The following is a 26,008-nucleotide window of genomic DNA, read 5'->3' on the forward strand; positions in this document are numbered from 1 at the left end:
CGGCGCTCCCTATGTGGAGATGGGGGGAATTGAACCCCCGTCCGATGTCGTGTTGTCAGGGCTTCTCCGGGCGCAGTTTGCGTCGGATTTTCTCGGCCCCAGCCATCCTGCAAACAGGTGGCTGATCCGGGCCCAGTCATCAAAGAGTCCCGTTCACCCCGATGACGGAGGTAAACAGCAGTGGCTATCTAAATGACGCCAGGATCCGGGGCAATAGCAACCTCGGGCTGACGGACTGTCTTACTGCTTAGGCAGCGAGAGCGAAGTCAGTGCGTTTTGATTCGGCACTTATTGGTTTGCAGACAGCGTTTACGAGATAATTCTGCATCCTCGGCCCGCTTCACCTGTCGCGACTAACATCGTCGAAACCGATCATCCCCGTATTTTTTTATCAAACCGATCAGGTTCCCCGCCGATCCGCCTTCGCGGGTTCAGCCGGTTCCTTCCCGGACTACCAATCATAACGCAAGGCCCACCGGATTCATTCCCGCGGATTCCGGCGCGGCCTCACCTAGCGCCGGTTCCGCTCGCGCATGACACGCAGGGCCTCGCGCTTATCCTGCTGCTCGCGCAGCGTCTGGCGCTTGTCGTATTCCTTCTTGCCGCGCGCGACGCCGATCTCCACCTTCGCGCGGCCGTCGACGAAGTACAGCTGCAGCGGCACGATCGTGAAACCGGATTCGCGGATCTTGTGCGAGATCTTGGTCAGCTCCTCGCGGTGCAGGAGCAGTTTCCGACGGCGGCGGGCGGCGTGGTTGGTCCAGCTCCCTTGGTGGTACTCGGGGATGTGGATGCCCTCCATCCACAACTCGTCGTTATAGAAGGTGCAGAAGCCGTCAACCATCGAGGCATGGCCCTCGCGGAGGGACTTCACTTCGGTGCCCATAAGCGCGATTCCCGCCTCATAGGTATCCATGATGTGGTAGTCGTGCCGGGCCTTGCGGTTGGTGGCCACTACCTTCCGGCCACTTTCTTTGGGCACGGTAAAACTCCTTAGTCGATGGATCGGGTCTATTCCAGTTTAGAGCAGGCCCATCGGGTCGACTGCCTGGCCGTTGACCCAGGTCTCGAAGTGCGAGTGGCAGCCGGTGGAGTTGCCGGTGGTTCCGGAGTAGGCGATCAGCTGCCCCTGGCTGACCTGCTGGCCTGACGAGACCACCACGGAGGAGTTGTGGTAGAAGATCGTAGTCAGCGAGTTGCCCTGCACCACGCCGTGCGAGATCTTCACGTGGTTGCCGCCGCCGTCGTTCCCCCACCCCGCCGAGAAGACGGTGCCGGCCGCCGGGGCGTAGACCGGGGTGCCGCAGGCGGCGCCGAAGTCGATGCCGGTGTGCATGTAGCCGCCCTGGCCGTAGAAGTCGATGGTGCCCGGCGGCGTCGCACGCCAGCCGAAGCCCGAGGTGATCGGGACGCCGTTGAACGGGCTGCGCAGGCCGAAGGCCGATACCGGCCCGGGCGGCGCCGGGACGTAAGGCGCCGGCCGGGGCGCAATCTGGCCCTGGGCCCGGGCTGCCGCGGCGGCCGCGGCGGCGCGGGCCGCCGCGATCCGGCGTTGCTCGGCTTCCCAGGCCTCGCGCAGTTTCCGGTCGCGTTCGACGATTTCGGCTGCGACTGCGTCCTGCCGGGACTTGACCTGAGCGAGCTGGGTCTGGATGGCTGGCTTGGCTGCCTGCAGCTGGCTGTTAAGCCGGGTGGTGTCGGCGATCAACTTGTCCACCGTGGCCTTTTTGGCCGCCGCCTCGTCGCGTGCTGCCTGTTCGCGGACCAGCGCGGCGTCGGCCTTGGCCTTGAGGTCCGCGATTTCGGCCTCCACGGCCTGCAGGCGCGCCTGGGAGTTGACGTTCGTTGCGTTCTGCTGGCTCAACTTGTCCATCGCGGAGTTCTGGCTGCGCAGCGCCTGGTCCGCCAGGTCGATGGTGTCGGTCAGGCTGCCGTTGTTCGAGCCGAAGAAGAGCGAGAGGTTGGAGGGCACGCCGCCGGATTTGTAGGCCTGGGTGGCGATCTGCCCGATCAGCTTGCGGGTGTCGGTCATCTTCTTCTGGTCATTCGCCAGCTGCTGGGTGATTTTGGCCTTGTTCTGCTGGGCCAGGTCCACCCGGGCGGCGAGGGCTTCGACCTCCTTGACCGCACCGGCCACACGGCCCTGGGCGTCAAGCAGCGCCTGCTGGGCGCCGGGCAGCTGGCCCTGGTAGATCACCAGGTCGCCGGCGGCCTTGGCGATGCGTGCGTCCACGAACTCCAGCGAATGCTGGACCCGTTCGGCCTCGGCCCGCAGGGCAGCCTGCTGATCCTCAAGGGTGTCGGCAAACGCCACCGGGGTCGAGGCGCCCAGGTTGGCGGCCAGGACCAGCACCACGGCGGCGCTGACCAGGCGGCCGCGGCGGAGGGCACGGCGGGCCGGATCGGTGCGTCGGAGCATCGGTTTCATGAGCGTTCCTCTTCGTTGCGCAAAGCTAGACCCGCAGGTAACGGCGGAGGGTCAGGAGAGATGAGGTGCCGGCCAGCAGCACACCAAGGCCTACCAGGGCCGGTGCCAGGAGCAGCGTCTGGGCCGGGGAAATGAAGGCCGTGTCCGGATACTGCTTGGACAGGACCCCGCCCAGGAAGAAGTGGGCGACGGCCCACAGCGTGCCGGAAGCCAGGGCCGCGCCAATCACGGCCGCGATGACGCCCTCCAGGATGAAGGGCAGCTGGATCACCATCTTGGACGCGCCCACCAGGCGCATGATCCCGGTTTCGCGGCGGCGGCTGAAGGCGGAGAGCCGGATGGTGGTGGCAATGAGCAGGATGGCGCAGACAATCATCACACCGGCCACACTGACCGCCACCAGGGAGGCGGCGTTCATTGCGGAGAAGAGCCGTTCCAGCAGCTGCCGCTGGTCGATGACGGATTCCACGCCGGCCTGGGAGGAGAAGTTCTCGCTGATGACCTCATACTTCTCCGGGTCCTTCAGGTTGATCCGGAAGGAGGCCGGAAGCTGGTCCGGGGTGACCGAGTCGACGATCGGCGAGTTGGAGAACTGTTCCTTGAAGTGCTTGTACGCCTCGTCCTTGGATTCGAACTGGAAATCGTTGACGTACTGGGCCACGGACGGGGACTGCAGCAGTTTGCGCAGGTTGGCCTGCTGCTCCGGCGTCGCCGGGCCGGTGGCGCAGCCGGGCGCCGTCGAACCGTCACTGCAGAGGAAGACGGCGACCTGGACCTTGTCGTACCAGTAACCCTTCATCTGGTTGATCTGCAGCTGCAGCATGCCGGCGGCGCCCACGAAGGTCAGGGACACAAAGGTCACCAGGATGACGGACACCACCATGGACAGGTTGCGGCGCAGGCCGCTGCCGATCTCGGCCAGGATAAAAGCGAGCCTCACAGTGCGCCCTCCCCGGCGGGCTGGGCCTCGCCGCGGCCGGCTGCCTCAGCAGCCGACGGCCCGCGGCCGCTGGCATCCCGCAACCGGCGGGACTGCCCCACCACCGGGATCATCGAGGTGTACAGGGCCTTGGCCTCGTCACGGATGATGACGCCGTTGCGCAGTTCCACCACGCGTTTACGCATTTCATTGACGATGTCGTCGTCGTGGGTGGCCATCACCACGGTGGTGCCGTTCTGGTTGATTTTGTCCAGGACGCCCATGATGCCCATGGACGTGGTCGGGTCCAGGTTGCCGGTGGGCTCGTCGGCCAGCAGGATGCCGGGACGGTTGACGACGGCGCGGGCGATCGCCACGCGCTGCTGCTCGCCGCCGGAGAGCTCATGCGGCAGCCGGTTTTCCTTGCCTTCCAAGCCCACGGTCTTGAGGACTTCGGGCACAGTTTCGCGGATGACGCTGCGGCTCCGGCCGATGACCTGCATGGCGAAGGCGACGTTGGCGAACACGGTTTTCTGCGGCAGCAGGCGGAAGTCCTGGAAGACGACGCCGATCCCGCGACGCAGCCGCGGTACCCGCCAGCTGGAAATTTTGGCGACGTTCTGGCCGGCGACGTAGACGGCGCCCGAGGAGGCACGGTCTTCCTTCAACACCAGGCGCAGGAAGGTCGATTTGCCGGAGCCGGAGGCCCCCACAAGGAAGGCGAACTCGCCGCGGTCGATCTCAAGGTTGATCGAGTCCAGCGCCGGCCGCGCTTTCTGGTCGTAGACCTTGGTGACATTTTCGAAACGGATCATGACCCTAGTACCCTGCAGGAGCCGGGCATCTTTCAGACCAGTTCTGCCGCCGGGGCGCGGGCTTTCTTTTGGGGGAAGTAGGGCACCGGCCCCTCGACTATACGCACGGGTAACCGCGCAGCGGCCGGAGCGCGGGGGTGTGTCGCGGGATTCGGCCCTTGCTCCAGGCTTACTTCTCGGCGTTGCGGTTGTCGGTCCGCCAGCGGATGCCGGCGTCGATGAAGTCGTCGATCTCGCCGTCGAACACCGCGGAGGTGTTGCCCACCTCATGTTCGGTGCGGAGGTCCTTGACCATCTGGTACGGGTTCAGCACGTAGGAACGCATCTGGTCGCCCCAGGAGGCCTTCACGTCGCCGGCGAATGCCTTCTTCTCCGCGTCTTCCTGCTCCTTCTTGAGCAGCAGCAGGCGGGACTGCAGCACGCGCAGGGCGGCCGCACGGTTTTGCAGCTGCGACTTCTCGTTCTGCATGGACACCACGGTGCCGGTGGGGATGTGGGTCAGGCGCACGGCGGAGTCCGTGGTGTTGACCGACTGGCCGCCCGGGCCGGAGGAGCGGAAGACGTCGACGCGGATTTCGTTGTCCGGGATGTCGATCGAGTCGGTCTGCTCGATCAGCGGGATGACCTCGACGGCGGCGAAGGAGGTCTGCCGGCGGCCCTGGTTATCGAAGGGGCTGATCCGGACCAGCCGGTGCGTGCCCGCCTCGACGCTCAGCGTGCCGAAGGCGTAGGGCGCCTTGACTTCGAAGGTGGCAGACTTCAGCCCGGCTTCTTCGGCGTATGAAGTGTCCATGATGGTGGTCGGGTAGCCGTGGCGTTCGGCCCAGCGCAGGTACATCCGCAGCAGCATCTCGGCGAAGTCCGCGGCGTCCACGCCGCCGGCGCCGGCCCGGATGGTGACGACGGCTTCGCGCTCGTCGAACTCGCCGGAGAGCAGCGTAACGACTTCGAGGTCCTTCAGCGCCTTGCGGATCGACTCGAGTTCCGCGGCGGCCTCCCCCATCGACGCGGCGTCGTCCTCGTCCTGGCCCAGCTCCACGAGGACTTCCAGGTCGTCGATCCGGGCCGCGAGCTTGTTCAGCCGCTCCAGCTCCGACTGCTTGTGCGAGAGCTTGGAGGTGATGACCTGGGCGGCCGCGGGGTCGTCCCAGAGGTTCGGCTCGCCGGCGCGCTCGCTCAGTTCGGCGATGTCTTCCTTCAGCGCCTCGACATTCGAAACGTTCTCGATCGAGGCGTAGGTGGCGCGCAGCGCGCGGATTTCTGCGGGAAAATCAATGTTTGCCATGGTTTTTCAAGCCTACGCTATCCGCCGTGGCCGCCCCCGCGCGGTGACCGTCCCCTGTCCTGGCCGGGGTCTGTTCGGTTGCCCGGGTGGGGGCCGGTCAGCGCGTCAGGCGGGACCGCGCCGTCGACGTCGCCTCGATCCGGATGCCATCCGGGACCAGGAAGTTGACCACCGGCGGGTGGACGGCGGCGCTGAGCACCACGACGGCGGTAGCGCCGTCCGGGCTGCCCGTTGCCTGGCCGACGGCCAGTCCGCTGAACCGCGCGAACGCTCCGTTGCGGTTCAGATAGTCGACGGCGGTGCTGCGCACCCGGCCGGCGCTGAGGATGGCGGTGGGGCTTCCGGAGGTGCTTTGCAGCTGCCCCAGGGTGAAACTGTCCGCGGCGGCCACCGACGCCCCGTCCGACAGCGACAGCAGTTTCTTGTGTTCCAGGTAGACACTGGACGCGGCCGCGACCACGGTGGCCACCAGCAGGGCGAGCAACACGTAGCCGATGATCAGGACCATCAGCTGGCCGTCCTGACCGTCTTGGCGTCCCGCCGGCCGGACGGGCGGGCGGAGGGTCACCGGAACCGCCCGACAACCTGGGTGGCCGAAGCACTGAGGTGGCCGGCGTCGAGGCGCAGGGCGTCGCTGAAGGGCACGAACGGCAGCGGCACCGTCAGCCGGACGGTGGCGGTGACGGCGGAGCCGGCAGCCGTGCAGTCGGCCGGGACGCAGCTGGTTTCGAGGCTGGCGTTGTTCGCCGACTGGCCGTAGTCGGCGAGCGCCAGCTGCACGGCCTGCTCGGCGGCGGCGCGGCCGCTCGCCGCGTCCGGCTGCGCCACAAAGACCTTCGCTGCCTGCTCCGCCGCGCCGACCACCGCGAAGGAGCCGCCCTGCAGCTGCCCGATCGTGATGATGAAGTACACCACCGGCACCATCAGCAGCAGGGACAGGAAGGTGAATTCGACGACGGCGCTCCCCCGCTCGGCGTCGTCGTGGCTACCCGGCCCGGCGCCGTCGCCGCTACGGCTGAATTGCGGCATGCCCCTTCACCTCCAGCAGATCGCGGGGTCCGATCAGGCCGATGACCGGCAGCGGGGCGCGGACGGTGACCTCCAGCGTGCGGATGCCCGCGTATGTGGTCTCCGCGGCGCTGACGTTCCGGGCGAAGTCCGGAGTGAGGGCCACCCCGATCAGCTGCGTGGTGCGGTCGGTGGCGTCCGCGGCGTTGCGGTCGGCCAGGGTTCCGTAGCGGGCACCGGAGGCTGCCGCGTCGACCAGCGTGTTCCGGACGTGCAACACCAGGGCGAGCTGGATGATGGCTAGAAAGAACACCGTGAGCAGGCTGCCGACGAGGACGAAGTCCACCACGGCGGAGCCCCGTTCCCGGCCGGTTTGAGGCGCTCCGTCCTCCCCGTCCCGGCCGGCGCGCCCGCGCCTGCCGGCCGTCTCCACCGCCTACTGCCCGACTTTTTGCATGGCCTGGTTGAAGAGCCCCTCCAGCGCCGGGCCTGCGAGCGCCAGCAGGGCGGCGACCAGGACGGCCGACATCAGGGTGATCATCACCCAGCCCGGAACGTCACCGCGTTCGCTGCCGCCCCGGCTCCCGCGCGGCCGCCGGGCCAGCGTGCCCGGCTGCGTGCCTCCTGCTGTGGGACGCCATAACAGCATCCCCGCCAGCCGGACCAGTAACAACGTGCGGATACCGATAGTCTTCACTGTTTCCCCTTCGTCCAAGGTTGCGCTTCCTGCTCGTGAATAATGCGGATACTTCCTCTGCCTTGTTCTGCCCACTCAGAGCCCCAGGCTGATGGCCGCCAGCCCCGGGAACACGGCGAACACCACTGTCAGCGGCAAGACCCCGAAGACGAGGGGCACCATCATGCCTATTTCTTTCTTGCCGGCTGACTCCATCAGTTCCCGCTTCGCGGTGTCCCGCACGTCCTGGGCCTGGGCACGCAGGACCTCCGCGAGCGGCGTGCCGCGTTCCACCGCCACGATCAGCCCATCGACGAACCGGACCAGCGGGCCCAGCTCCGTCCGGGATGAAAACTCCTGCAGGGCCTCAGCCAACGGCTTGCCGGCCCGGGTATCAGCCAGCACCCGGGCAAACTCCTTCGACAGCTCCCCCTGCGTCCTGCGGCCGACGCGGTCCAGGGCACCGGTGGCGCTCTCCCCCGCGCTGACTGCCAGGGCCATCAGCTCGGCCACGCTCGGGAACTCCGCCATCATCCGGGCCTCCCGTTTCCTGACCTGTGCCCCCAGCGCGTAGTCCCGGCACAGGAAGCCGGCCAGTCCCGCGCCCAGCACGATCAGCACGGCGAACAGCGGATTAAAGCGCCCGGCGGCTCCTCCGAGCAACACGATCCCCGCGGCTGCCGCAAAGCCGCCGGCCGCCCACAGCAGCTGCTCCGCACGGAAATCCACTGCGGATTTGCTGCTGCCGGCACGGGCAAGGCGGCGGGTGAGCGCCGTCGAGCCCGGGTTGAGTCTGCCCAGCGCCCTCACCCCATCGCGGACCACCGGCCGCAGGATCCGTTCAAGCGGCCCGAAGGGCGTGACGTTCCCGGGCGCCGTGTGCAGGAGCCGCGATTCCAGGCTGTGGGACTTGAGCTGCGGCGCGATGCGGTCCGCGAAGCTGACCGGCCGCAGGAACGGCAGCCGCACCAGCATCAGCCACAGGCCGCCGCCCAGGACTGCGCCACAGACCACGGCGCTTGCCATCAGCCCGTTCACCGGAGCACCCGCTCGTCCTGCGGCAGGGCACCGATGCGCAGCATCATGGCATACGAGAACATCGAGACCAGCAGCCCACCGATCAGGACCGCTGCGCCCACGGGCGAGTTGTAGGCTGCCACTGCTTCCGGCCGGCTGGCCATCAGCACCAACACAATCCAAGGCGCGGCCACGGCGAGCCGGGCTGCATTGACGGTCCAGGATTGCCTGGCCTCCAGCTCGCTCCTGGTCCGGGCATTCTCCCGCAGGAACTCGGCCAGCGTGCCCAGCAGCCGGCCGAGGTCCGATCCGCCCACCTCCCGGGTCAACCGGAGCGCCTCGATGATCCGGTCAGCAACCGGATCGGCGAGCCGTTCCTTCAACCGTCCCAGGGCCGGATCAAACTGACCGCCCGCCCGGTAGTCCGCGCCGAAGTCGCGGAACAGCGGCCGAAGCTCCGACGGACCCTTCTCGCCGAGCTGGATCAGCGCCTCCGGCAGCGACAAGCCCGCGCGGATGGCGGAGCGGAGGTGATCGACGACGTCGGGCCACAGCTCCCGGAGCATGGCTGTCCGCTTCCGGGCGCGCCATTTGACCACACCCAGCGGCAGCCAGCCGCCGAACAGGCCGAAGCAGCCGGAGATTGGCCAGGACCTGGTGCCCGCGTAGAACACGAGGGTAACGGAGGCGCCGACGCCGGCGCACGTCGCGACCAGGCCCAGCCGGCTGACTTTTTCAATGCCGGCGGCGCGCAGGAGGTCTTCCAGCCGGCTGGCCCGCGGCCGGCGTTTGGCCGTCTGCGGCTGTTCCCAGGCCGACCACCAGATCAGCAGCAGTCCGGTGCCGCCGAGCACCCCCAGCAGCGGCGCCATCAGCGCTGCTCCAGAAGCGCCGCGACGTCGTACCCGGAGCGGGCGAACTTCTCCGCCGCCGGCATGGAATTGGCCTCCGCGTGGAGTTGCCCGTCGTGCAGGTCGAACACCATGGACGACTCGATGATGCCGTTTTCCACCCTGCGTCCCAGCGAGAGGATTTCCGTGACCCGCCGCCGGCCGCCGGGCTGCCGGCTGCAGTGGACCACCAGGTCGATGCAGGACGCGACGGTGGGGACGACGAAAGCGCTGGAAATGTTGTCCCCGGCCAGCAACGGCAGCGTGCAGATCTTGGTGACCGCGTCGTGGGCCGAGTTGGCATGGATCGTGCACATTCCCGGAAGGCCTGAATTTAAGGCAATCAGCATGTCCAGGCTTTCGGCTTCGCGGACCTCGCCGACCACGAGCCGGTCCGGCCTCATCCGCAGGGCTTCCTTGACGAGCCGACGCATGGGGATCTCGCCCTCCCCCTCCAGGTTGGGCTGCCGGCACTGCAGTCCGACGACGTCGCGCAGCGGGAACTGGAGTTCGAAGATTTCCTCCACCGTGACCACCCGCTCCCGGGTGCCGATGCTGGCGGCCAGGCAGTTGAGCATGGTGGTTTTGCCGGCCTGGGTGGCCCCGGAGACCAGGATGTTGAGCCCGCTTGCGACGGCGGCCCCCAGGAAGCGGGCCGCCTGCGGCGTCAGGGTGCCCAGTTCCACCAGGTGTTCGAGCCGGCTGGCCTTGACCACGAACTTGCGGATATTGACCGCCCAGTGCCGCCGCGTCACGTCCGGGATCACCACGTGCAGTCGCGAACCGTCCGGGAGGGCAGCATCCACAAACGGCGAGGAAATATCCAGCCGCCGTCCGGAGCTCTTGAGCATGCGTTCGACGAGATTGCGGACCTGCTGGTCGGTCAGGGCGATCGAGGTCAGCTCGGATTCGCCGTTGCGGGCCACGAAGATTTCGTCCGGGGCGTTGAGCCAGATCTCTTCGATGGCCGGGTCGTCGAGCAAGGGCTGCAGCGCGCCGAAACCAGCCACTGCATCGAAGACGAATCTGCGGGCCTGCTCCAGCGGACCGATCGGCGGGAGCGGCGCCAGCAGCGCACGCTCGTCGTAGTCGCTGATCGCCTCCTCCACCAGGCGGCGGACTTCCCCGCTCTGCCGCAGCGGGTCCAGCCCGCGGCGACGGATCAACTCACGGACTTCGCCTTCGACGATGCGCACGGCTTCCACGGTGCCCCCAACATGGCCGCTACCCATCCCCCTGGGGCAGTCCAACTGGGGTTAAAACTAGAGGAGGTGCGGCAATCAGACAAGAGCCCGGCCGGCAGCTGTGGATAAGTGCCCGGCGGCCCCGCCCTGGAACGGGCGGCCGCCGGGGACGCTAATCCGCGGCCACTCCGGCGGTCTCAGCGACCGCGGCGTAACCCTGCGGATTCCTGCTCTGCCAGCGCCAGTGGTCCTCGCACATCTGCGCCAGGTTCCGGTGCGCGGACCAGCCCAGGTCGGCGAGCGCGGCGGAGGGATCGGCGTAGCTGACGGCGGCGTCGCCCGGGCGGCGGGGGGCGAATTCGTAGGGCACCGGGTGTCCGGCCGCCTTGCCGAACGCCTCGATGACTTCCAGCACGGAGGAGCCGCGGCCGGTGCCAAGGTTCCAGCGGTACACGCCCACCCTGTTGCCGAGGTAGCCCAGCGCGGCCAGGTGCCCGGCGGCGAGGTCCATCACGTGGATGTAGTCGCGAACCCCGGTGCCGTCCGGCGTCGGGTAGTCGTTGCCGAAGACCATGACCTTTTCGCGCCGCCCCACGGCCACTTGGGCCACGAACGGCAGCAGGTTGTTGGGGATGCCGCTGGGGTCCTCGCCGATCAGGCCGGATTCGTGGGCGCCCACCGGGTTGAAGTAGCGCAGCAGCGCGATGCTCCAGCGCGGGTCCGCGGCACCCAGGTCGGAGAGGATGTCCTCGATCTGTTCCTTGGTGCGGCCGTACGGGTTGGTGGCATCCAGCGGCGCCTTTTCGATCAGCGGGACCTCCTCCGAGGCGCCGTACACGGTGGCGGAGGAGCTGAAGACCAGGCGGCGTACCCCGGCGGCGTCCATGCTGTGCAGCAGGTTGAGGGTGCCCACCACATTGTTCTGGTAGTACATCAGGGGCTTCTCGACGGATTCCCCTACGGCTTTGAGCCCGGCGAAGTGGATGACGGCCTCAAAGCCGCCCTCGGCGAAGACGGCGTCGACGGCGGGGGCGTCCAGCAGGTCGACCTCCCGGAAGTCCACGCTTTTGCCCGTGAGCTGCTCCACACGGCGCAGGGACTCCGCGTTGGAGTTCATCAGGTTGTCGAGGACAACCACCTCGTGCCCCTCCTCGAGGAGCGAGAGCGTCGTGTGGGATCCGATGTAGCCGGCGCCGCCGGTAACCAATACCTTCATGGGTTCCAGTCTAAGTTGCCCCGCGGCGGCCGAGACGCGACGGGCCGCACAACGGAATGGTCACAAGTAACAGGACTAACACTGGCAACTCTGGTTTCACCGGGAACCCGGTGCTAACGTGGCCGCGTCAAGACCCAACCGAATTGACTTAACGGTGCCCGAATATGCGGACGACCGGTCATCGCGAACCAGATGGCGTGCTGTGCACAGCACGCCATCGCTCCGGAGAGACGCCCATGAAACCGAACCCGGCAAGACGACGCACTCCGTTTGTCAAACCCCTCGCTGCCGGCCTTGCCGCCGCTGCACTCTCGCTGGGCGCACTCCCGGTGCCGGCGAACGCCACGACGCCGGCCCCCGCGCCGTCCCCAGCCGCGAGCGTCACGGGGACGGTGGCCGAGCCGGCGCCGGCCACGGCAACGGCGACCCCGACGGCGGTGCCGGCGACAGCGAGCCCGACGCCGACGGCCTCCCCAACGGCGACGGCGGCTCCGGTGCCCACTGCGCCATCGACCGCCACCACTTTCCGCGAGGCCATGGCGGCGGCGGCGGGACCGGGCGGCGCCGAGATGGGCCAGAGCAGCAAGGGATCGCACGCGGCGCAGGCCGAATCGTCTCCGGCCACCGAGGGTACCTGGTCGCCGTCGTTCGGCGTCAAGGGTCTGGACGTCAGTTACTACCAGTCGGGGGTCAGCTGGCAGACGCAGTGGAATCTGGGCGCACGCTTCGCCTATGTAAAGGCCACCGAAGGCAACTACTACACCAGCCCTTCCTTCGCCGCGCAGTACCAGGGCGCCCGGCAGGTGGGAATGATCCGGGGCGCCTACCACTTCGCCAACCCGCTGGCCTCCTCCGGTGCGGACCAGGCCAGGATCTTTGTCCAGAACGGCGGAGGCTGGAGCGCCGACGGCTACACCCTTCCTCCCGTGCTGGACTTTGAGGCCAACCCCTACGCCGGGCAAACGATCGACGGTTTCTACCAGGGCAACAGCTGCTACGACCGGTCACCCAGCCAGCTGGCCAGCTGGGTGCGGGATTTTGGGAACACCATGAAGTCGCTGACCGGGCGGCTTCCGATGATCTACACCAACACCTCCTGGTGGAAGCAGTGCACCGCCGACGCGGCAGGCTTCGGCGACTACCCGCTGTGGACCGCCTACTGGCCCAGCTCCGCCAGCAACTACGCCGGCCCGCTGCCCGCCAGCTGGAGCGCCTTCTCCTTCTGGCAGTACAGCGAGTCCGGCCCCTTCGCCGGCGACTCCAACGTCTGGAACGGCGACTACGAGGGGCTGCGGCGCTTCGCTTTCAACTCGGGGCCCAGCCTGAACACCGGCGTGGACGACTTCAACGGCGACGGACTGAATGACCTGCTGAGCATCCGCGCCGACGGTGCCCTGTGGTTTTACCCCGGCAACGGGCGCGGTGGCTTCGCGAGCCCGGTCCGGATCGGCACCGGCTGGAAGGTCTACATCCGCATCATCGGCGTCGGAGATTTCAACGGCGACCGCAGGAACGACTTCGTCGCCATCAGGCCCGACGGCTCAATGTGGTTCTACGCGGGAACCGGCAGCGTGGGTTCCGGCAGCCAGGGTTATGCTCCCGCCGTCAAGATCGGCAGTCCCGACTGGGGCACCTTCAGCCAGATCACCGGGGCCACGGACTTCAACGGGGACGGGAAAAGCGACCTGATCGCATCCCGCAAGGACGGGACCCTCTGGTTCTTTGCCGGCACCGGAACCGTATCCTCGACCCAAAGCGGTTACGCGGCCGCCCGGAAAATCGGCTCATCCGGCTGGAATGTGTTCACAAACATCGTCGGGGTGCGGAACTTCGGCGGCAAACCGAGCAACGACCTGGTCGCGACGAAAGCCGACGGCAGCTTGTGGTTCTACGACGGAACAGGCACCGTTTCGACAACGAACGAAGGCTATGCCCCGGGCACCCGCATCGGCACCTCGGGCTGGAACGATGTCCTTGACCTGCTCGGTACCGGGGACCTCGACGGCGACAGCAAGGCGGATCTGCTGACCCGGCGCCGTGACAACTCGTTGCTGCTCTATGCCGGGACGGGCATGAACGAAGCCGGCTACAAACCCGCCGTCAACATCGGCAAATCGAGCTGGAACAATTTCACCATCGTGGAGTCCGTCCAGGACTTCAACGGCGACGGCCGTCCCGACCTCCTGGCCGTGGCCAAAAACGGCGCCCTCTGGTTCTACGCCTCCACCGGCGACAACGGCTACGCGACGGGCCGCCAGATTGGCTCCGGCTGGCAGATCTATACCAAGCTGGTCGGCACCGGCGACATCAACGGCGACGGCAAGAGCGACCTCCTGGCCGTACGGCCCGACGGGACCCTCTGGTTCTACGCGGGAACAGGCGACCTGTCGGCCGGCCGTGAAGGGTACTCCCCCGCCCGGAAAGTGGGCTCGGGCTGGAACGTGTACAGCAGGCTCGTCGCCACACATGACCTGGACGGAGACGGCAGGAACGACCTGGCCGGCATCCGCCCTGACGGTTCCCTCTGGTTCTACCACGGCACCGGCCGCGTCTCCTCGACCGACGAGGGATACGCACCGGCGGTTAAGATCGGCCGGTCCGGGTGGTCCGGCTTCCACTCCGTTGCCGGCGTCCAGGACTTCGACGGAGACGGGCTCAACGACCTCGCCGGCATCCGCCCGGATGGAACCCTGTGGTTTTACGCGGGCACGGGCACGGTTTCGGCGGCCAGCCCGGGCTACCATGCCGGAGTGAAAATCGGCACGTCAGGCTGGAACGCCTACAGCATCCTGCTGGGCGCGGGAAACCTCAACGGCGACCGCCTGCCGGACCTGGCCGCTGTCAACCAGAACGGCACCCTGTGGTTCTATTCCGGGGCGCCCACGCGCAACAGCGGGTACAAGGCCGCGACGTCGGCGGGCTGGCTGCCCTAGGAAGCCTTGGGGCAGCCAGCCCGCCCCGGCCCGGGCCCGCGGCTCAGGACGCTGCGGACTCGGCGGCCGGCAGCAAGGCGCGGATCGCAGCTTCCCAGATCTTGAGCTGCGACTCGGCTGCCAGCGGTTCGGCGGCGCGGTCAGCCGCCCGCTTCCACTCCATAATCTGGCCGCGGTCCAGCGACTGGATCGTCGTGGCCAGGGCGGCCGGGGAGAAGTCCGGAGTGACGGTGCCAAAACCGTACTGCTTGACGATTTCCACCATCGAAGGCGAGGGCCCCACAATCACGCCCAGACGGGCCTGGACCGCTTCGAAGAACTTGTTGGGCAGGGCGTTTTCCATGTTGAAGTTAGTCGGTGGAAGGAAAACCAACGAGACGTCGTAGCTGCTCAAGGTTTTCACGAGTTCGGCGTACGGCACGGGCTCGCGGAACTTCACCGCGGGAACGTCCGCGGCCGCCTTCTTCAATTCGGCGACGTAGTCCGGCTCGTTGGGCATCACGATCATGTCCAGTTCAACCCCCGGCGGCGCGCTGCGCATCGCCTCGATGAGGTTCTCCAGCTTCCGGTAGCGCTGGCCCGCGGCGCTATGGATCAGCCGGATGGTCCCGCCGACGGGCTGCGGCGTTCCCGCTGCAAAGGGCGCCGCGTTGGTCACCACCTCGGCGGCGACCCCGAAGTCCAGGGTGTACTGGGCGGCAATGCCGGGAGCGACCGTCGTGAGGGAGCGGGCACGGGGCAGGTAGGTGCGGCAGAGCCACCGCATAAACGGTGCGACGAACAGGCGCCATTTGGCGTCGTCGTCCTTTTCCTTCGGGGCAAACTCGTGCAGGTCCGAATGGACCCCGTACTTTGGCTCCAGCTCCAGGGCCAACGGCAGGGTGTTCAGGTCGTTGGCAAGGATGACATCGACGGCGATCCCCTTCAGCAACTCCCGGGCCTGCCGGACCGCGGACATCTTGTCGTAGGCGCGCCGGTAGCGGCGGCCGAGCAGGCCGATCCTGTCCGAAGGCCACCCGACCGCATCAGCCGACAAGGCGAAGTGCTCATCCACGCCGTCCGGTGCGGCCCCGTACCCGCACGTGATGAGGTGGTACTTCCCGCTGAACAGGCCCACCTGCTTGAGCACACGCGGGTCTGACCGGATCGGTGAAAAGGAAATGATAAGCATTCGGGGCAAGGCAGTCATGCTTCCATCATTCCAGACGGCGGGGCCGCGCCCACACGGCCGGCCTGGAACCGGAAGAGGGGCGGCGGTGAAGTCCGGCCGCTAAAAAATGTTTCGCAGGAAGCGGATGCGGGAGGCGAGGACAGCCAGGGCAAAACTGGCCACCAGGGTGGCAGCGTAACCGGCGAGGGCCGCCACGATCGACCGGCCGTCATGGACCGCCGGCACGTTCAGCCTGATGGCCTCGAAGACCAGCAGGTGGACGAGGAAAACGCCGAAGGACGCGCCGGAGAGGGTGACCAGCATCCGCCCGGCCGAGGCAGCAGGCCTGATCCGGCCGAACAGCGACCTGCCCGCCAGGAAGACCGCCACGGACAGCATCATCACGGTCAGCGAGAGGTAGCTGACCGGCGACACCACGTTCAGCACCCCGGCCTGTCCCCGGTGTCCGTACTGCCACAGCAGGAGCGCGGCCAAACCGGCTGCGACGCCAATGGCTGCGGCCAGGGAACGTCCGCTGAGCCTGACGTCCCTGAGCGCCCGGCCGGCCACGAAGTAGCCGACGTAGGGCAGCCAGTGCGTGAAGATGTTCAGGCTGATCGGCCTGGTGAAGCCCAGGGCCGCGGTGATGCCGGGTGCTATAAAAACCAGCGCGGTGGCGGCCAGCAGGACGACCGCCAGGATCTGCGCGCGCCGCGGACCGCCGTCGTGCAGGAACGCCGTGATGAGCGGGGCAACCAGGTAGAGACCCAGGATCAGCCAAAGAAAGTACAGCTGTGTGAAGACGGAGCCGTCGAAGAGCAGCTGGGCCACCCTGGCCGGAGGCAGGTCCTCTCCGCGCATCAGCCAGCGGACGCCGACCAGGTACACCAGGTGCCACACGATCAGCGCCGGCAGCAGCCGGACCGCCCGCTTGCGGTAAAACGCCCCTGGCGCCGGCACCCGGTTCGGCGGTGCCAGCAGCAGCGCGCCGGAAATCATCACAAAAACCGGGACAACCCAGATGAACGGGATGTCCAGTGCCGCCGCCAGCCACCAATTGCGGGACTGGGGCCGGGCATGCCCCACCACGTAGCCGAAGATGTGGATGGCAACCACACCGCAGATGCTGAGGATCCTCAGGATGTCCAGCGAGTAGTCCCGGGCCGGGGCATCGGCCCCGCGGACCGCCGGGCGTGTGCCCAGACGCGTCACTCGGTCTCCTGCATCCGTTCTGAGAACACGGCCGAGGAGGCCTGCGGCGCTTCCTTGAGCCACGGCCGGGGGGTCTCGTCAATGGCAATCCGGCGGGAAAGCTGGGTGAGCGTTGTTTCCATGTGCCGGAAGCGCTGGTAGGTGGTGGCCATGAAGACCATGAAGCTGACGACCAGCCCGTAAAGGACAAGGTCCGTCCCGCGGCCAATGCCCAGGAAGCGGGCGAGCATGGTCAGCAGCTCCGGGAAGAAGATCGAGAGCGCGGCCACTACCGCGAAGATGACCAGCATGATCCGGCGGATGGCCAGGTGCCGGGCATTTGAACCGCCCCGCATGAGCGCCAGCGAGACGACGATAACGGCTAGGACGAGGACTATTTGGACTATGATCTGCAATTTCTCACCTAAACAAGAGGTCAGCGAGGATGTTGACGGAGTTCAGCAGGGACTGGCCTTTTGCCTTTGAGTAATCGGTGTAGATGATCTCAACGGGGTGCTCCACCCAGCGGGGCTTGATCTCGGACACCTGATGGATCAGCTCCGAGGCGTGCGCCATCCGGTTCTGGGTGAGGTGGATCTTGCGGGCAACGTCCGGGCCGATGGCGCGCAGCCCGTTGTGCGCGTCGGTCAGCGCCATCCCGGTCGCCAGCCGGGACTGGACCGCGGCGGTCCGCAGCACCAGCCGCTTGGCCGGGGACAATTTGGTCCGGCCGTCCAGGAAGCGTGAGCCCAGGACCAGGTCGGCTTCGCCGGAGCGTACGCGTTCGGCCATGGCTTTGGCGTCCTCAACCCGGTGCTGGCCGTCGGCGTCGAACGTTACGATGCAGTCAAGTTCCGGGTCCTGGAGTGCATACTCGAATCCCGTTTGAAGGGCAGCGCCCTGGCCCAGGTTGACCGGGTGCTGGACGACGACCGCGCCGGCACGCCTTGCCACGTCCTGCGACCCGTCAGTGCTTCCGTCATCGACGCATACGACGTTCGGAAACTCTTGGCGGATTCCCTCGATCACCCCGCCAACGACGGAGGCCTCGTTGTACATCGGTATGACTATCCAGGTGCGACTCACCCGTCAAGTATTCCATAGTCGGCACGGCCGGGCTGGGCGGTTCAGCGTTCCGCCTTCCCGCGCAGTGCATGCATCATGGCGATCGGACCGTGCACGAGCGGGGCGGCGGTGCGGCGCCTCAGCTGCCAGACGGTTCGGTTGGCGGAGACATCGGCAGCAACGACCACATCGGCGGTGAGCAGCGCCGCCTGCAGCTCTGCCCGGGCCGCCACGGACCTCGCGAGCTGACGGGATTCGCGGTTGTCCCGGACCAGCCGTCCCGCGATGCCGAGCGGACCGCCTTTGCCGGCGACGGCGGCGATGACTCCGTCGAGGCGTCCGGGCGCGGCCGGCGGGAGGGCGACGACGTCCAGCCCGGCGGCCGGCGACACCGGCGTAGAGCCGGGACCGGCCACCACCAGGGCTTCGCCGCTCAGCCGGGTGCCCGTCGCAGCCACGGCGTCCTCGGCCCGGCGCCACAGGTCATTCAGCGTCGCCTGGGGGTTGGGGCTGCGGCCCACGACGATTCCGAGGCGGAGCGTTCCGGTTGATTTCATGGCTTGGGGCTCCTCTGGTCTTCGGCGACGGGTTGCTGGAGCGGGTGGCCCACCAGCCGGCGCAAATCGGAAATGACCGGCGCCAGGATGGCGCTCCGCGCGAACTGCTGGCCGTATTCCCAGGCCGCCTGCCAGGCGGCGCTGTCCGGATGCGCCAGGGCATCGGCGCAGGCCTGCAGGGCAGCGGCGATGCTCTCGGGGGTGAGGTCTTTGGCCGGAAACCACAACGGATAGTCACGGAGCAGTTCGGTGGCCGCGTTGCCCAGATCGTGCACCGAAACGATCGGCAGCCCGGTTGCGAGGTATTCGGCGGTCTTGCCCCCGGTGACGTACTTTCCGGTCGAGAGCAGCAGCAGGAGCGCGTCCACGGAGCCGTAGAAGCCGGCGACGTCGCGTTTTGAGATCGGCCCCTCATACGTGAGGCCGTTCCTGGTTCCGGAACCGAAAGTCTCAAGGATCTCCGCGCCGGCCGCGCCGGAGGCGCTGAGTTTTCCACGGAACACCGCCTCGGCGCCGCCTTCCGCGCCGGGGAAGGCTTGGCCCCACCCCTGCAGGAACTCCGTCATCGGCATGTTGACGTACTGGAGGGTGCCCAGATAGCCGAAACGCGGGCGCCGGGTCTGCCGGAGCGCGGGCGGGGCGTGTCCCGGCTGCGGGTCGAAACCGTTGGCCACCACCCGCATCGTTGCCGCCGACGCGGGATACCGGGCGGCGTATTCGTCCCGGATCCGGTCATTGACGAACCATGATCCGGCAGCTTCCGCCAGGAACCGGGCCTCCAGTTGGCCCCGGGCGCTGTCCGGGCTGAAGTCCTCCGCGCCGGTGATGGTGTTGAAGGCCCAGGCGTCGCGGTAGTCCATGATGTATGGCACGCCCGCCAGGCAGCGGGCCACGCCGAACGCCACGTAGGGGCTGGCGGACGCCATCACGAGGTCCACCGGCTTGTCGGCATGGATGTCCCGGGCCGCCGCGCTGGCGGGCGCCAGCCACGCGCCGTGGAAGTCCTCCGGGAAGTCCTTCCGTCCCCGACGGCGGGCAACCTCCTTCCACAGGTAGGGCGCCTCGATCCGCAACCGGGAGAACCGGCGGAGGTCCCCGCGGGCAAGTGCCTCGGAGCCGCCGTCGTCGACCTGGACGACGCGGATCCGCGGGTCCACTGAGTCCGCGAGCTTCTGGTCGACCCCGGAGATTTCGGACCAGATGTTCCGGTCCAGGGTCAGCACCGTCACGTCCCAGCCGTCCTCGGCGAAGGCGTTGGCCACGGCCGTGCAGCGGTATACGGACGAGGCGGTGCTCGGCGGAAAGGCGAACGCTATGTACAGCAGGTGCGGCTTGCTCATGCGGACCTGCCCAGCACCTTGGCGTAGCCGGCTTCCAGCGTCGGAAGCAAGCCGGCAGCCCCGTGCCGGAGCCGTACGTATTCCGGTCCCTGCAGCTTTTCGGACACGGTCACGGGATCGGCCAGGGCCTCGCGCACCGCCTGGCCGACGTCGGCGCGGTTAACACTGATCGTGGCCAGGTCCGAGCTGTAGCCCTCCACCTGGTCGGCGAAAACCGTCGGCACCCCGATGCCGATGGCCTGCAACTCGCTCGCGGCCAGGATTCCGGCTACCTGGCCCACGGCGACATGGGCCTGGGCGATTTCCGCCAGGAACTGCTTCTTCGGCATCCTGGGCAGGAGCCGGACCCCCAGTTCGGCTGCTTCCGCCGCCCGGTCACCCCAGTCAAGGCCCACGATGTCCGCTCCGCCCGGGCCGCCGGCCGCGGCGACCACCTCGGCCGCGGTCCGCAGGAGTGCGTCCCCTCCCTTGGACGCGTCCCAGCGGGACGGGAAGATGACCCTTGGCCGGGTCGCGGGGGCCCACGCCGGCAGCTCGCCCATATCCACGGGAACCGGGAGGTACTCCGCGTCCGGACGGGCACGTTCGGCCTTCTCGCGCAGGTCCGGCGTGGTGTACCAAACGTGGCCGGCGCGGTCGATGTCCTCCTTCATGGCCGCGTGGTGCTGGTCCTGCCAGTAGTTTTCGCGGATGTCGGTGCCGTGCAGGGTCAGGGCATACGGCCGGGCCAGCGCACCGCGCGCCCAGCGGGCCCGGCCGCCCATGTTCACGTGCCACAGGCTTGTTGCCGGGTAGGCCAGCAGCTGTTCAGCCCGGAAGCGGTAATAGGCCGCTTTGCCCCCGCCGCGGGTCCAGGGACCCTGGATGAGCCGCCACGGCAGGCCCTGCCGGCGGCCCTCGGCCACCAGCGTTTTCCCGACGTCGGCGCAGTCGAACAGTTGAGTGACTCGGATCTTCTGACTCATGGTGCCCATCTTCTCATTTCGGCAGTGGGCGAATGCCCTCGGCCCGGCGCTGCGGGGACAGCGGACCGGGCCGCTACGCAGGGGCCCGCCCGGCACCCCGCGTAGTATGGGAAGGATTCTTCCCCCGCCGTCCTGGAGTACTCCTTGAAACACCTGCGCCGCACGATGCGCGAGCTGCTGCCTCTCCTGCCCGCCAACGCCAGGCGGTTCCTGCTGCTTTTCGGCGTGCTCTCGGCGGTGCTCTCGCTCCTTGATGCTGCGGCGCTGGGCGTCTTTGCGCTGGTCCTGAACCAGATCCTCAAGGGCGGCGCGATGACCCTGCCGGTCCTCGGGACAGTCACCCAGGAGTTCAGCCTGCTGATCCTGGTCTCCTCTGCCCTGGTAATGATCCTGAAATCCATGCTCAACATCTGGCTCCAGTGGGTATCCACCCGCAAGTTCGCCGACTACGAACTGGAGATTGGCTCCATTCTGTTCCAGAGCTACATCCGGGCACCGTGGACGGAGCGGATGAAACGGTCCACCACCGAATTGGTCCGGATGATCGACGTCGGCATCGCCAACACCGTCTCGGGTGTGCTGTTCCCGGCCGTGACGCTGCCTGCCCAGGCGCTGACGTTCGCGTCGGTGTTGGTGGTGCTGGTGGCCGCGTCGTGGCAGACCGCACTAGCCACCGTCATTTACCTCGGGATTATCGCGGCGTTCCTGTACCTGTGGCTCTCGAAGAAGTCGTATGAAGCCGGAAAGGTGAACCGCGACGCCGCGATGCGCATGTCCACCCTGGTCGCCGAAATGCTCGCTGCCCTGAAGGAAATCACGCTCCGCGACAAGGCTGAGGAAGTGGGCAACATCGTCCTGCACAGCCGGGAGCGCGCCGCCCGATCGCGGTCGAACATCAGGTTCATGAGCTCGGTCCCCAAGTTCGTCATCGACATGGCGCTGATCGGCGGTTTCCTGCTGATCGGCGCGGTGGGCTACGCGATCGGCGGCATGGAGACGGCGATGTCCTCGGTGGCGATCTTCGGCCTGGCGGGCTTCAAGCTGGTCCCGGCACTCACCACGGTCCAGGCCCAGCTGACCCTGGTCCAGTCGACGCTGCCCTACACCGAGACGGTGATGCGCGACATCAAGGACGCCGCGATCTTCCGCGAGAACGCCGAAAAGCTTGGCAAGACTCCGATCACCAGCGAACCGAAAATGCTCGAGTTGAAGGACGTCGAGTTCACCTACCCGGGTGCCGAGAGTCCGGCGGTGACCAATATCAACCTCAGGCTGCCCATCGGCTCATCCGTCGGCATCGTCGGCCAGTCCGGGGCCGGCAAATCGACCCTGATCGACATTTTCCTTGGCCTGCTGACCCCTTCGAAGGGCACCATGACCCTCGACGGCGTGCCGCTGGAGCAGGTGCTCTCGGACTGGCGCAAGCGGGTGGGTTATGTGCCCCAGGACGTGGCGATCTTCGACGGCTCTGTCGCGCAGAATGTGGCCCTGAGCTGGGGCGGGGACATCGACGAGGAAAAGGTGCGGACCGCGCTGGAACGCGCCCAGCTGCTGGACACCATCGATGCCCGCGCCGGCGGCGTGCACGGCCGGGTGGGCGAACGGGGCCTGGCTCTCTCGGGCGGGCAGCGCCAGCGCCTGGGCATCGCCCGCGCGCTGTACATGGACCCCCTGGTGCTGGTGCTCGACGAGGCCACCAGCGCGCTGGACACGTCGACGGAAGCCGCGGTGGCGAACGCCATCAGCGAACTGCACGGTGAGATCACGGTCATCTCCGTCGCGCACCGTCTCTCCACGATCCGGAACAACGACCAGATCTGCTTCATGAAGGAGGGCAGCGTCGTTTCGCAGGGGACGTTCGACGAGGTCATCCGCCTCAATCCGGACTTCGCCCAGCAGGCCGCCCTTGCCGGCCTGTACACCCCGGACGGTTCAGGCGCCGGCGGTTCAGGCGCCGGCTTCGACGCCGCGCGGCTGGCCGGCAGGAACGCGACCTCCTGACGCCGGTCAGCTGCCGCTTGAGCTAGCGACCTCGCGGTACAGCGAGTCCAGCCGCGCCACGTAGGACGCCGCGTCATAGCGCGGCAGCGCCCACGCCGCTCCCCCGAGCCGGCTGGCGGTGGCCCGGGGGTCCAGGAGTGCCCCGGCGACCTGTTCGACCACCTCGTCCTCGGAGCCTTCCAGCACCGGCGGCACCGTGCCGTCGTCGGGCCGGGGAAGCCGCCGGCCAAGGGCGGCCATGGGCGCTCCCATGCAGAGGGCCTCAAATTCGCTGGTGGCGAAGTTCTTCGTCGCCTGCCCGATGGTCACGTGCGCGCGGGAGACCAGCCGGTGGAACTCGGCCTGCGGCATCCGTTCCAGCAGTTCCACCCCCGCGTCCGCCGCGGAGCCCGCCCCCGGGCCCCAATTCAGCCCCAGCATGCGGGTCTGCGGACCGACGGCCGCGCGCAGGGCGCGCGCCAGCCGCAACTGCTCGTCAACTCCCTTGTCCTCATCCCAGCGCGAGACGAAGAGGATGGTCGGGTCAGCTGCCGGGTCCCACGCCGGCAGTGCCGCGGCGTCGACGAGCGCCGGCAGGAATTCAGCGTCGGGACGCGCCGCGTGGGCGTTGTCGGCCGTGTCGTTGTTGGCGAAAAACACGTGGGCGGCGCCGTCGATCGCCCGTTGGATTTCGTCGTGGAAGGCCGGGTCCCGCCACTGTTTCCGGATGTCCGTGCCATGCAGCGTCAGCACGTAGGGCCGCCGCGGCATGCCCCGTTCCCGCAGCAGGCGTGCGCTGGTGGCGTAGTGGACGTGGACGACGTCGGCGCGCAGAAGCTTCGCGGCCCGGCGCGCAACATAGGGAACAAAGCGGGCCTTGGCAAGGACGGGGTTGGCCGGTGCCGCCGTCAGGGGGCGGACCTGTTCGGGCGGCAGGTAGTCCCAGGTGATACCGGCCCGCGCCGCGGCGCGGACCACGGACCGGGCGACAAACGCACAGTCATTGAACTGGAGGACCCTCGGGTGGTTGCTCACGCTTTCGCTCCGATCACTAGGCACGGGCCACCGCCGTCAGATAGGCACGGTCGAACAGTTCGCCGACGGCGTCGGGCGAGAAACGCGCACGGATGGGGTCGGCGATGACCTCCGCGGGGACGTTTTTGAACGCGACCTGCGCATCGAGGATTGCCCGTCCCAGCACCGCCGGGGCGGCGTCGTCCACCAGGCGGCTGTTGGCGTCATCGGCGTAGTCGCTGAAACCGCCCACCCGGGTCGCCACGACGGCGCGGCCGGCTGCGAGCGCCTCGGCAGCCGAGGTGAAGAAGTTTTCCTGGGCCGTGGGCAGGAAAAAGAGGTCCGCGTCGGAGAGATAGCCGGCGACGTCGGCGGGCCTGACCGATCCCACCAGGCTCACCTGGTGCTGCAGGCCGAGCCGGGCGGCCAGGTCCTCGCACTCCGCCCGCAGCGGCCCCTCCCCGACCCACGTCAGATAGGCCTCCGTCCCTTGGTCCCGGAGCCAGGCGACGGCCTCGATGGCCTCCTTCGGCCGCTTCCGCGCGATCAGGCCGCCAACCGCCACCAGCCGTAATACGGGTCCAAACGCTGCGGCGGTCACGGCCGCCGGCCCTTTGACGACGCAGGGGATGGTCACGGCCGCGTGCGGCCGCGCGAACTTCTGCATCTCGGCGGCGAGCTGGCCGGTGACGCCGGTAACGACGTGCGGCAGCCGGAGCACGGCACGCAGCCAGGAGAGCCTGGCCCACAGCGGCGAAACGCTGCCGGGATTGACGACGCCGTTCCAATGCTCGGTATGGACCCACGCGGGAGCGCGCCCCGTCGCGGCCCGCAGCGCCCAGACGGGAGCGGTGACGAGGATGCTGGAGAAGGCCATCGTGTGGATGGCGTCGGCCCAGGCCATGTTACGGTGCAGGGTCCGAAGCGCCTGCAGAAGGGTGCGCGGCCGGGCCGGGTCCGCCAGGACACGGCGCACCGGCGTCCCTTCCCAGTCGCCCGAAGTGCGGGCCGGCATCGCCAGTCCGCTGCCGAGCCGGACGTGGACCACCCGCACCTGATGTCCGCGGCGCCGGATCGCCTCGACGTGGTCCGCGTTGAACGGAGCTTCAGCGGGGTTCTCGTCGTGTGGATACCACGTGGCGATGACCAGAATCTTCATGGGTTCCTTCTATGGCGTGGACGGGCGCACCGCGGACACGGCGGCGGGTGCCGAGAACGTTCTCGGCGGATGGATTAGACGAGCGCCGAGGCACTCATAAAACGCAGCGGGGCTTCCGGGTGCAGGACATGGGACAAACCGCGGGGCATCCAGGTCATCGGGCTGGTGAAGCTGCGGCGTGCAGCGGCGAGCCCCGCCATGGTCTCGGCGTCGGCCTCTTCGCGGGCGACGGCGTCCAGCAGCCGCCGGTCGGCCAGGGACAGCGGCCGGGCGGCAAGCGGCGCCTCGAACAGCAGCCGGCGCAGTACCGCGGCCATTCCGGCGGCGTCGGTGGCGTTCCACGTTCCGGCCTGCGCCCGCAGCAGCACGTGCCCGAAGACGTGGATGCGGATCAGTTTGGTCACAAGCGCCGCACGGGACCGGGGCGGCAACCCGCCGAACCAGCCGGTACCCACGAGGTCGGTCGCGAAGGCCAGGTCCTCCACCACCGGGCGGGGCGTCTGGGTGACCCGCAGTTGGGCGTCGTCATGCACAAGGTAGCGCGGAAGGCCGCGCCCGTAGCTGATCCTGGCGCCGGAGAACCACAGCTTCGCGGAGAACGACTGGTCCTCTCCGGTGGCATAGGCGGTGGGAAATTCCAGGCCGAGGTCGCGAACCAGGGACAGCCGCATCAGGCCCAAGGGGGCGGTCCGGTACGCCAGGCGGTCACGCACCGGGTCCAGGCCCGTGCGCCGGACCGGACGGACCACCGGCGTGCGGATGGTGCTGCCGCCGGCATGCGCCATCGGGGCGATGAGGACGTCGGCCCGCTCAGCTTCGGCCCTTTCGACCCAGCGGGCCGGCGCGCCGGCCTCCACCGAATCGTCGCTTCCCATGATCGCCACCCAGGTTCCGGTGGCGTGGGCAATGCCGTGGTTAAAGGGACCGGCGGGGCTCTTGATCCCGTCGGCGTACTGCAGGAACCGAACCAGGGGCTGATGCCCGGCAGCCACGCGGGCGCGGATGGGCTCCACCTCGGTGTTGTGGCAGACGACGGTGATCCTCAGCCGTTGCTGTGCGCCCGGATCGGTCGGCAGGCCGCCGGCAACCAGCGAGGCTACAGCGCGTTCCACGGGCCGGTCCGGGGTGTGCACAGCGATCACGACGTCGAGCAGCACGGAATCCTGGCTTTGGTTGTCCACCCAGTAAGGTTATCGCGGAACCCCGCACGCAGCCC

General features: G+C 68.0%; 25 protein-coding genes and 1 other RNA gene. 2 read left to right on the forward strand and 24 right to left on the reverse strand.

Annotated features, from left to right (window positions below):
* Positions 1 to 11: 11 nt before the first annotated feature.
* The 14 genes from ssrA to galE form a co-directional block, all read right to left on the reverse strand.
* Positions 12 to 380, reverse strand: a transfer-messenger RNA (tmRNA) gene (gene ssrA / locus AC1MED_RS12545).
* A 131-nt stretch (positions 381 to 511) separates the two neighbouring features.
* Entirely contained in the window at positions 512 to 982 is a 471-nt protein-coding gene (smpB, locus tag AC1MED_RS12550) for an SsrA-binding protein SmpB (RefSeq protein ID WP_175321881.1), read from the reverse strand.
* Positions 983 to 1,021: 39 nt separating this feature from the next.
* Positions 1,022 to 2,428, reverse strand: a complete 1,407-nt coding sequence (locus AC1MED_RS12555; protein ID WP_479783592.1) for a peptidoglycan DD-metalloendopeptidase family protein — start codon at positions 2,426 to 2,428, stop codon at positions 1,022 to 1,024.
* A 25-nt stretch (positions 2,429 to 2,453) separates the two neighbouring features.
* Positions 2,454 to 3,368 carry a permease-like cell division protein FtsX gene (gene ftsX / locus AC1MED_RS12560; protein ID WP_346959668.1) on the reverse strand — a complete coding sequence of 305 codons (915 nt, stop codon included), beginning with the start codon at positions 3,366 to 3,368 and terminating at the stop codon, positions 2,454 to 2,456.
* Positions 3,365 to 4,162: a cell division ATP-binding protein FtsE gene (ftsE, locus tag AC1MED_RS12565; RefSeq protein ID WP_479783594.1), complete on the reverse strand. Its 798-nt coding sequence runs from the start codon at positions 4,160 to 4,162 to the stop codon at positions 3,365 to 3,367. Before ftsE ends, ftsX begins: the two co-directional genes overlap by 4 nt.
* Positions 4,163 to 4,331: 169 nt before the next feature.
* Complete coding sequence (gene prfB, locus AC1MED_RS12570; RefSeq protein WP_346959670.1) at positions 4,332 to 5,447, reverse strand: peptide chain release factor 2; 1,116 nt, start codon at positions 5,445 to 5,447, stop codon at positions 4,332 to 4,334.
* Positions 5,448 to 5,544: 97 nt separating this feature from the next.
* Positions 5,545 to 5,955 carry a pilus assembly protein TadG-related protein gene (locus AC1MED_RS12575; protein WP_479783596.1) on the reverse strand — a complete coding sequence of 137 codons (411 nt, stop codon included), beginning with the start codon at positions 5,953 to 5,955 and terminating at the stop codon, positions 5,545 to 5,547.
* Positions 5,956 to 6,011: 56 nt separating this feature from the next.
* Positions 6,012 to 6,476, reverse strand: a complete 465-nt coding sequence (locus tag AC1MED_RS12580) for a hypothetical protein (protein ID WP_479783598.1) — start codon at positions 6,474 to 6,476, stop codon at positions 6,012 to 6,014.
* Complete coding sequence (locus tag AC1MED_RS12585) at positions 6,457 to 6,801, reverse strand: TadE family protein (protein WP_479786668.1); 345 nt, start codon at positions 6,799 to 6,801, stop codon at positions 6,457 to 6,459. The genes AC1MED_RS12580 and AC1MED_RS12585 overlap by 20 nt, the downstream gene beginning before the upstream one ends.
* A 90-nt stretch (positions 6,802 to 6,891) precedes the next feature.
* Positions 6,892 to 7,152 (reverse strand): hypothetical protein, encoded by a 261-nt coding sequence (locus tag AC1MED_RS12590; RefSeq protein ID WP_479783600.1) that lies wholly within the window; start codon positions 7,150 to 7,152, stop codon positions 6,892 to 6,894.
* A gap of 75 nt (positions 7,153 to 7,227) precedes the next feature.
* A complete protein-coding gene (locus tag AC1MED_RS12595) occupies positions 7,228 to 8,157 on the reverse strand; it encodes a type II secretion system F family protein (RefSeq protein ID WP_479783602.1) in 930 nt (309 codons plus the stop codon).
* Between the two features lie 8 nt (positions 8,158 to 8,165).
* Positions 8,166 to 9,020, reverse strand: coding sequence for a type II secretion system F family protein (locus tag AC1MED_RS12600; protein ID WP_479783604.1), 855 nt, complete (start codon positions 9,018 to 9,020; stop codon positions 8,166 to 8,168).
* Entirely contained in the window at positions 9,020 to 10,243 is a 1,224-nt protein-coding gene (locus tag AC1MED_RS12605; protein ID WP_479783605.1) for a TadA family conjugal transfer-associated ATPase, read from the reverse strand. Before AC1MED_RS12605 ends, AC1MED_RS12600 begins: the two co-directional genes overlap by 1 nt.
* Before the next feature lie 151 nt (positions 10,244 to 10,394).
* A complete protein-coding gene (gene galE, locus AC1MED_RS12610; protein ID WP_346959677.1) occupies positions 10,395 to 11,438 on the reverse strand; it encodes a UDP-glucose 4-epimerase GalE in 1,044 nt (347 codons plus the stop codon).
* Between the two features lie 236 nt (positions 11,439 to 11,674).
* Between galE and AC1MED_RS12615 the strand changes: the two genes are divergently transcribed.
* Positions 11,675 to 14,371: a GH25 family lysozyme gene (locus AC1MED_RS12615; RefSeq protein ID WP_479783606.1), complete on the forward strand. Its 2,697-nt coding sequence runs from the start codon at positions 11,675 to 11,677 to the stop codon at positions 14,369 to 14,371.
* 43 nt (positions 14,372 to 14,414) lie between these two features.
* On the opposite strand, the gene AC1MED_RS12620 is transcribed toward AC1MED_RS12615, so the two are convergent.
* The 7 genes from AC1MED_RS12620 to AC1MED_RS12650 all read right to left on the reverse strand — a co-directional run bounded on the left by AC1MED_RS12620 (position 14,415) and on the right by AC1MED_RS12650 (position 20,639).
* Positions 14,415 to 15,560: a glycosyltransferase family protein gene (locus AC1MED_RS12620; RefSeq protein WP_479783608.1), complete on the reverse strand. Its 1,146-nt coding sequence runs from the start codon at positions 15,558 to 15,560 to the stop codon at positions 14,415 to 14,417.
* Positions 15,561 to 15,641: 81 nt separating this feature from the next.
* Complete coding sequence (locus AC1MED_RS12625) at positions 15,642 to 16,733, reverse strand: acyltransferase (protein ID WP_479783609.1); 1,092 nt, start codon at positions 16,731 to 16,733, stop codon at positions 15,642 to 15,644.
* On the reverse strand, positions 16,730 to 17,128 hold the full coding sequence (locus AC1MED_RS12630) for a DUF2304 family protein (RefSeq protein WP_479783611.1): 399 nt from the start codon (positions 17,126 to 17,128) through the stop codon (positions 16,730 to 16,732). The genes AC1MED_RS12625 and AC1MED_RS12630 overlap by 4 nt, the downstream gene beginning before the upstream one ends.
* Before the next feature lie 4 nt (positions 17,129 to 17,132).
* The gene (locus AC1MED_RS12635) at positions 17,133 to 17,798 is read right to left on the reverse strand and encodes a glycosyltransferase family 2 protein (RefSeq protein ID WP_479783612.1); all 666 of its coding nucleotides are present in this window, start codon (positions 17,796 to 17,798) and stop codon (positions 17,133 to 17,135) included.
* A 41-nt stretch (positions 17,799 to 17,839) separates the two neighbouring features.
* Positions 17,840 to 18,334, reverse strand: a complete 495-nt coding sequence (locus tag AC1MED_RS12640) for a hypothetical protein (protein ID WP_479783613.1) — start codon at positions 18,332 to 18,334, stop codon at positions 17,840 to 17,842.
* Positions 18,331 to 19,674, reverse strand: coding sequence for a glycosyltransferase (locus AC1MED_RS12645; protein ID WP_479783614.1), 1,344 nt, complete (start codon positions 19,672 to 19,674; stop codon positions 18,331 to 18,333). The genes AC1MED_RS12640 and AC1MED_RS12645 overlap by 4 nt, the downstream gene beginning before the upstream one ends.
* Complete coding sequence (locus tag AC1MED_RS12650; protein ID WP_479783615.1) at positions 19,671 to 20,639, reverse strand: glycosyltransferase family protein; 969 nt, start codon at positions 20,637 to 20,639, stop codon at positions 19,671 to 19,673. The genes AC1MED_RS12645 and AC1MED_RS12650 overlap by 4 nt, the downstream gene beginning before the upstream one ends.
* A 144-nt stretch (positions 20,640 to 20,783) precedes the next feature.
* Here AC1MED_RS12650 and AC1MED_RS12655 point away from each other — a divergent pair, with 144 nt between their 5' ends.
* Positions 20,784 to 22,640: an ABC transporter ATP-binding protein gene (locus AC1MED_RS12655; RefSeq protein WP_479783617.1), complete on the forward strand. Its 1,857-nt coding sequence runs from the start codon at positions 20,784 to 20,786 to the stop codon at positions 22,638 to 22,640.
* Positions 22,641 to 22,646: 6 nt separating this feature from the next.
* Here AC1MED_RS12655 and AC1MED_RS12660 read toward each other — a convergent pair whose 3' ends face one another.
* From AC1MED_RS12660 to AC1MED_RS12670, 3 genes are all read right to left on the reverse strand, one after another.
* Complete coding sequence (locus AC1MED_RS12660) at positions 22,647 to 23,654, reverse strand: glycosyltransferase (protein WP_479783619.1); 1,008 nt, start codon at positions 23,652 to 23,654, stop codon at positions 22,647 to 22,649.
* 16 nt (positions 23,655 to 23,670) lie between these two features.
* Positions 23,671 to 24,792: a glycosyltransferase gene (locus tag AC1MED_RS12665; protein ID WP_479783620.1), complete on the reverse strand. Its 1,122-nt coding sequence runs from the start codon at positions 24,790 to 24,792 to the stop codon at positions 23,671 to 23,673.
* Between the two features lie 74 nt (positions 24,793 to 24,866).
* Positions 24,867 to 25,973 (reverse strand): glycosyltransferase, encoded by a 1,107-nt coding sequence (locus AC1MED_RS12670; protein ID WP_479783622.1) that lies wholly within the window; start codon positions 25,971 to 25,973, stop codon positions 24,867 to 24,869.
* Positions 25,974 to 26,008: the final 35 nt, after the last annotated feature.

It is taken from the genome of Arthrobacter sp. BI5, assembly GCF_056680065.1.

Excerpts from the sequence above, each read along its gene's own strand:
- AC1MED_RS12555 (WP_479783592.1), bottom strand. The coding sequence starts at position 2,428 with ATGAAACCGATGCTCCGACGCACCGATCCGGCCCGCCGTGCCCTCCGC.
- ftsE (WP_479783594.1), bottom strand. The coding sequence starts at position 4,162 with ATGATCCGTTTCGAAAATGTCACCAAGGTCTACGACCAGAAAGCGCGG.
- prfB (WP_346959670.1), bottom strand. The coding sequence starts at position 5,447 with ATGGCAAACATTGATTTTCCCGCAGAAATCCGCGCGCTGCGCGCCACC.
- AC1MED_RS12575 (WP_479783596.1), bottom strand. The coding sequence starts at position 5,955 with ATGGTCCTGATCATCGGCTACGTGTTGCTCGCCCTGCTGGTGGCCACC.
- AC1MED_RS12580 (WP_479783598.1), bottom strand. The coding sequence starts at position 6,476 with ATGCCGCAATTCAGCCGTAGCGGCGACGGCGCCGGGCCGGGTAGCCAC.
- AC1MED_RS12595 (WP_479783602.1), bottom strand. The coding sequence starts at position 8,157 with ATGGCAAGCGCCGTGGTCTGTGGCGCAGTCCTGGGCGGCGGCCTGTGG.
- AC1MED_RS12600 (WP_479783604.1), bottom strand. The coding sequence starts at position 9,020 with ATGGCGCCGCTGCTGGGGGTGCTCGGCGGCACCGGACTGCTGCTGATC.
- galE (WP_346959677.1), bottom strand. The coding sequence starts at position 11,438 with ATGAAGGTATTGGTTACCGGCGGCGCCGGCTACATCGGATCCCACACG.
- AC1MED_RS12615 (WP_479783606.1), top strand. The coding sequence starts at position 11,675 with ATGAAACCGAACCCGGCAAGACGACGCACTCCGTTTGTCAAACCCCTC.
- AC1MED_RS12620 (WP_479783608.1), bottom strand. The coding sequence starts at position 15,560 with ATGACTGCCTTGCCCCGAATGCTTATCATTTCCTTTTCACCGATCCGG.
- AC1MED_RS12640 (WP_479783613.1), bottom strand. The coding sequence starts at position 18,334 with ATGAAATCAACCGGAACGCTCCGCCTCGGAATCGTCGTGGGCCGCAGC.
- AC1MED_RS12645 (WP_479783614.1), bottom strand. The coding sequence starts at position 19,674 with ATGAGCAAGCCGCACCTGCTGTACATAGCGTTCGCCTTTCCGCCGAGC.
- AC1MED_RS12650 (WP_479783615.1), bottom strand. The coding sequence starts at position 20,639 with ATGAGTCAGAAGATCCGAGTCACTCAACTGTTCGACTGCGCCGACGTC.
- AC1MED_RS12665 (WP_479783620.1), bottom strand. The coding sequence starts at position 24,792 with ATGAAGATTCTGGTCATCGCCACGTGGTATCCACACGACGAGAACCCC.